This is a genomic window from Geitlerinema sp. CS-897 (genome assembly GCF_028368005.1).
Lineage (GTDB): Bacteria > Cyanobacteriota > Cyanobacteriia > Cyanobacteriales > Geitlerinemataceae > Baaleninema > Baaleninema simplex.
Genome location: NZ_JAQNCQ010000218.1, coordinates 1 through 4170, shown reverse-complemented (window position 1 = coordinate 4170; position 4170 = coordinate 1). Strand labels below are relative to the sequence as shown.

The window sequence follows — 4170 nt, the reverse complement described above, 5'->3', positions numbered from 1 at the left end:
CCTCGACGCCGATACCACTGTAAATAGGCTTTCGGTGACGTGAAGTAACCGTCGTAATCGGGATGCAGCAGCCCCATATTGGGGGTTTCGATGGGTTCTGGAATTTCGCCGACAGACAAGCCGAGATATTTTTCCCCCAACGTCCAGAACATGGCCGCGACGTTGTCCGTTCCCCCAGCGTTCCAATAGCTATAAACGATCAGCCAGTTGCGGAGGTCTTGCACCTTCTTGACGGGAACGAATTTGAGGAGTTTCGGCCCGACTTTCAGGAAACTGAGATATCCGGCGAGTTTGTCCTCTTCCCGTCCGCTAGAAAACTTACTGAGGATAAACTGAACGGGTTTGGGCATTCCTTTGGGTTTTTCACCGATACTGAACGCCCCGAGTTGCGTCAAACTCATCAGTTCTAGGGCCGACTCGAACACGAGGCGAACGGGGATGTCTCGGACTCGTTCTCGCAGCCAAAGAACGCTGTCGTAGTCGAAAATGAGGCTGGCGAAGAAGACATCGGCCCCGTCTAAGGCGGCGGCGACGCAGTTCGGTTGGTGGCTGAGGTCGCGATCGCTAAAAGTGAGAATCTCGAGTTCGGGACATCGCGATCGTGCCAATTCCGCCGCTTGACGGTACAAGTCCGCGTTGAACGATTCAAATCCAGCAATCAGGACGATGCGTGCCATAACCCCAGCGTCTCCAACGGCTCTCGGTACTTTGATTGTAACGAGGAGCTAAGGAGATGAGGAGGCTTTTTACAGTCGCCAGTCACCAGTCATCCCATCATCGCCCCATCCGCTGTTTCAACCATCGCTGAAATCCAGCTTTCTGAAGTTCGATCGCGATTTGTCCGATAACGAGCGGTAACACGCTCGCCGCCAAAATTAACCCCCAACCCTCGACACCAGGATGCACGACTTGCAGCACGTTCGCCAAACTGGGGAGATATACCGAGGTCAGCAGCAGTCCGGTACAGATGAGTAACGCACCCCACACGTAGGGATTCTGCACGATTTCGTTGCGGAACAGGGGAGAGTTGCGATCTCGCATATTAAAAACGTGCCACAACCGCCCGAACGCCAAACTCAAAAACGACACCGTAACCGCCAAATCTTGCGGCCAGTTCAACGGTCCCAAACACAGCCAAAACACGGCTAACACAGTTAGGCCGATGAGAACCCCGTAACTGGCGATCGAATGCCAGTGGCGTTTGGCTAAAATTGGTTCCTGGCTGTCTCGCGGCGGTTGCTGCATTAAATGGGGACTTCCCTCTCCGACCCCCAACGCCAAGGCGGGAAACACATCGTTGACGGCGTTGAGAAACAGAATTTGCAACGGTAACAGCGGAAGCGGGGCGTTAATCAACGCGGCGATCGCCACGGCCACGATTTCCCCAGTATTGCCCGACAGCAGGTAAATCGTAAACTTGCGAATGTTGCCGAAAATCGCCCGTCCCTGTTCGATCGCCGCGATAATGGTGGCGAAAGCGTCGTCTTGCAATACCATATCCGCCGCTTCGCAGGCGACCTGTGTTCCCCGTTTCCCCATCGCCACGCCGATGTCGGCTTTTTTCAACGCGGGGGCGTCGTTGACCCCGTCCCCTGTCATCGCGACCACGTCGTTGTTGTTTTGATGCAGGGCGATGAGGTTGAGTTTTTGTTCGGGACTGACGCGGGCGAAAATTGGAATCTGACGCAGGCGATCGCGGTCTTTATCCGAAAGCTGTTCGAGTGGTTGCAGTTCTTTCCCGAGTTTGGCCTCGGTTTCCCGTTCCGTCGTCAACCCCACTGCAAGACCCACGTTGCGGGCGGTAATCGGTTGGTCGCCCGTCACCATAATGACGCGAATTCCAGCATCGTGACAGTGTCCGACGGCGACTTTCGCATCCTGACGCGGGGGGTCGAGAAGCCCGCACACCCCTAATAAGGTCAAATTTTCGTAAGGGTTCGCCTCTTCATCGCCGACAGTTTTACAGGCGAAGGCCAGCAAGCGCAATCCGTCTTTCGCCATCTCCGTACAGCGATCGTTCCAGGTTTGGCGTCGATCGCCCTCCCACGCCACGATACCCTCGGGGGTCGCCACCTGAGTGCAGACAGACAGCACGGATTCGGGGGCGCCTTTGACCGCCACGAAATACCCGTCGTCGCTCTCGTGAATCGTGGCCATCATCTTCGTTTCGCTGTCGAAGGCCACTTCTCGAATTTCTGGGTATCGATCGACGAGGGATTTTTGGTGAAGGTCTGCTTTGGCACCGGCGACCAGCAAGGCGATTTCCATCGGATCGCCGACGGCGGTACTTTCGTCGGTATCGGGGTTTTCTGCGAGGGCGGCGTTGTTACACAGAACCCCCACTTCTAAGAGTCGGCGTAGGGTTTCGTCTTCTTGGGGATCGTAAGGTTCGCCGTCCCGTCGAAACCTCCCGTCGGTAGACAGTCCCTCTCCCGTAATCTCGACCGTTCCCGACTCGAGAACCAATTGCGCGACGGTCATGCGGTTTTCGGTGAGGGTTCCGGTTTTGTCGGTGCAGATAATGTTCGTCGCCCCCAGGGTTTCGACGGCGGAGAGGCGGTTAATTAAGGCGTTGCGTTTCGCCATGCGCCACATTCCCCTGGCTAACGCCACTGTCGCGACGATGGGTAAGCCTTCGGGAACGGCGGCCACGGCGAGGGCGATCGCGGTTTCGATGGTCAGCAACAGGTCTTTTCCGCCGATGATTCCCGCCACCGCCACCAACGCCGAAATCGCTAACGTCAACCAAATCAGGCTGCGGCCGAGTTTGTCGAGGCGTTTTTCGAGGGGGGTGATTTCTTCTTCGGCCGAGGCGGTGAGTTCGGAAATACGCCCGAGTTCGGTGTTCGTTCCCGTGGCGACGACCACTCCTTCTCCCGATCCTCGGGTGAGGGCGGTTCCGCGAAACAGGATATTTTTGCGATCGGCGATGTTGGTTTCTTCGTCTAACACCTCGGCGGTTTTGCTGACGGGAACGGATTCCCCCGTTAACGCCGATTCGTCCACTTGCATTTTGGAGGCTTCGAGAACCCGCAAGTCCGCCGACACGATGTCGCCACCTTCGAGCAGAATAATATCGCCGGGAACGAGGTGTTCGGCGGCAATTTCGCAAGCATCTCCGTCGCGACGTACTTTGGCTTTGGTTTTACTCAGTTGTTTGAGAGATTCCATGGATTTTACCGCTTGCATTTCGGTAAAGAAGCCGATGGAGGCGTTGAGTAAAATGGCGATAATAATGGCAATGCCTTCGATCCATTCTTGGAATAAAAACGACAACACTGCCGCCACGCTCAGCAGCGCGATAATTGGACTTTTGAACTGGTCGAGAAAAATATTCCAGGTGCTGCGGCCTCGGGTTTCTTTGAGGCGGTTTAAGCCATAGCGTTTTTGACGTTTTCTGATTTCGGATGCGTTCAGTCCGCGATCGCCTTCAACTGAGAGTTCGGACAAAACGTCGGCAATAGGTTTTAAGCTAGCTTGTTGGCTGTTTGACGGCGGTTGAGCGTTTGACATATAGCAACCCTAAATCAGTTGTGTAACAAAATCAAGATAAAAAGGGGTCTTCGGGATACGATCTTATAAGAGAAAGTTATCAAACAAAGCAAGATAGAAAGCGCTTGCGCATATTTTCAAAATTCATAAAGCCATAAGCTTGACGCTTTATCAGTTTAAGACGATTATTAATGCCCTCCATCACACCATTGGTTGTTCGGCTCAAGAAATAACGGCTCTTCCGACCTTGGTGTGTAGGGTAAATGCTTGTAGCCTATATCTGGAAAGGCATTTCGCGATTTGAGTGGACTTTTTATACAGTTTAGCAAAAACTCTTGTCCTGTAAGGGTTTCAGCGATTTCTTGCATGGTAAGTTCGGAAGAGCCGAAATAACGGTACTTAAACGAAAAATAAGGGGGTCTTCGGAGTTTGTGGTTATAAATGTATAGCATGATACAAAAAATTGAAAATTCGAGAGCCAAAACCCTTGAAATCTCGTGAAGTTAGTTTTTCTGTCACCCTAAACTCCGAAGAGCCGGAAATTCACGATCGCCTGCATGAAATTTTCAACGAGACTTGTCGAAAATGGGAGGTTAACCTGATTGAGTTTAACGGGGAGTCAGACCACGTGCATTTGTTGATTCGCTACCATCCCCAAATTCAGTTGAGTAAATTTAT

Annotated in this window: 2 protein-coding genes and 2 pseudogenes; 1 reads left to right on the top strand and 3 read right to left on the bottom strand. The window is 52.9% G+C overall.

Features of this window, described 5'->3' with window-relative positions; all coding sequences use genetic code 11:
* From POG22_RS13725 to POG22_RS13715, 3 genes and pseudogenes are all read right to left on the bottom strand, one after another.
* Nucleotides 1-677: DUF3479 domain-containing protein (locus POG22_RS13725; protein WP_498905860.1), on the bottom strand; the 677-nt coding region annotated here is incomplete at its 3' end.
* Nucleotides 678-774: 97 nt separating this feature from the next.
* Nucleotides 775-3513, bottom strand: a complete 2739-nt coding sequence (locus tag POG22_RS13720; protein ID WP_498905858.1) for a cation-translocating P-type ATPase — start codon at nucleotides 3511-3513, stop codon at nucleotides 775-777.
* Between the two features lie 79 nt (nucleotides 3514-3592).
* A pseudogene (locus POG22_RS13715) lies at nucleotides 3593-3766 on the bottom strand (transposase); the annotation flags it as partial.
* A gap of 264 nt (nucleotides 3767-4030) precedes the next feature.
* On the opposite strand from POG22_RS13715, the pseudogene POG22_RS13710 reads away from it, so the two are divergent.
* A pseudogene (locus tag POG22_RS13710) lies at nucleotides 4031-4170 on the top strand (IS200/IS605 family transposase); the annotation flags it as partial.

What these genes read in the sequence shown, in the direction of transcription:
- POG22_RS13720 (WP_498905858.1), bottom strand. Translation starts at nt 3,513, where the DNA reads ATGTCAAACGCTCAACCGCCGTCAAACAGCCAACAAGCTAGCTTAAAA.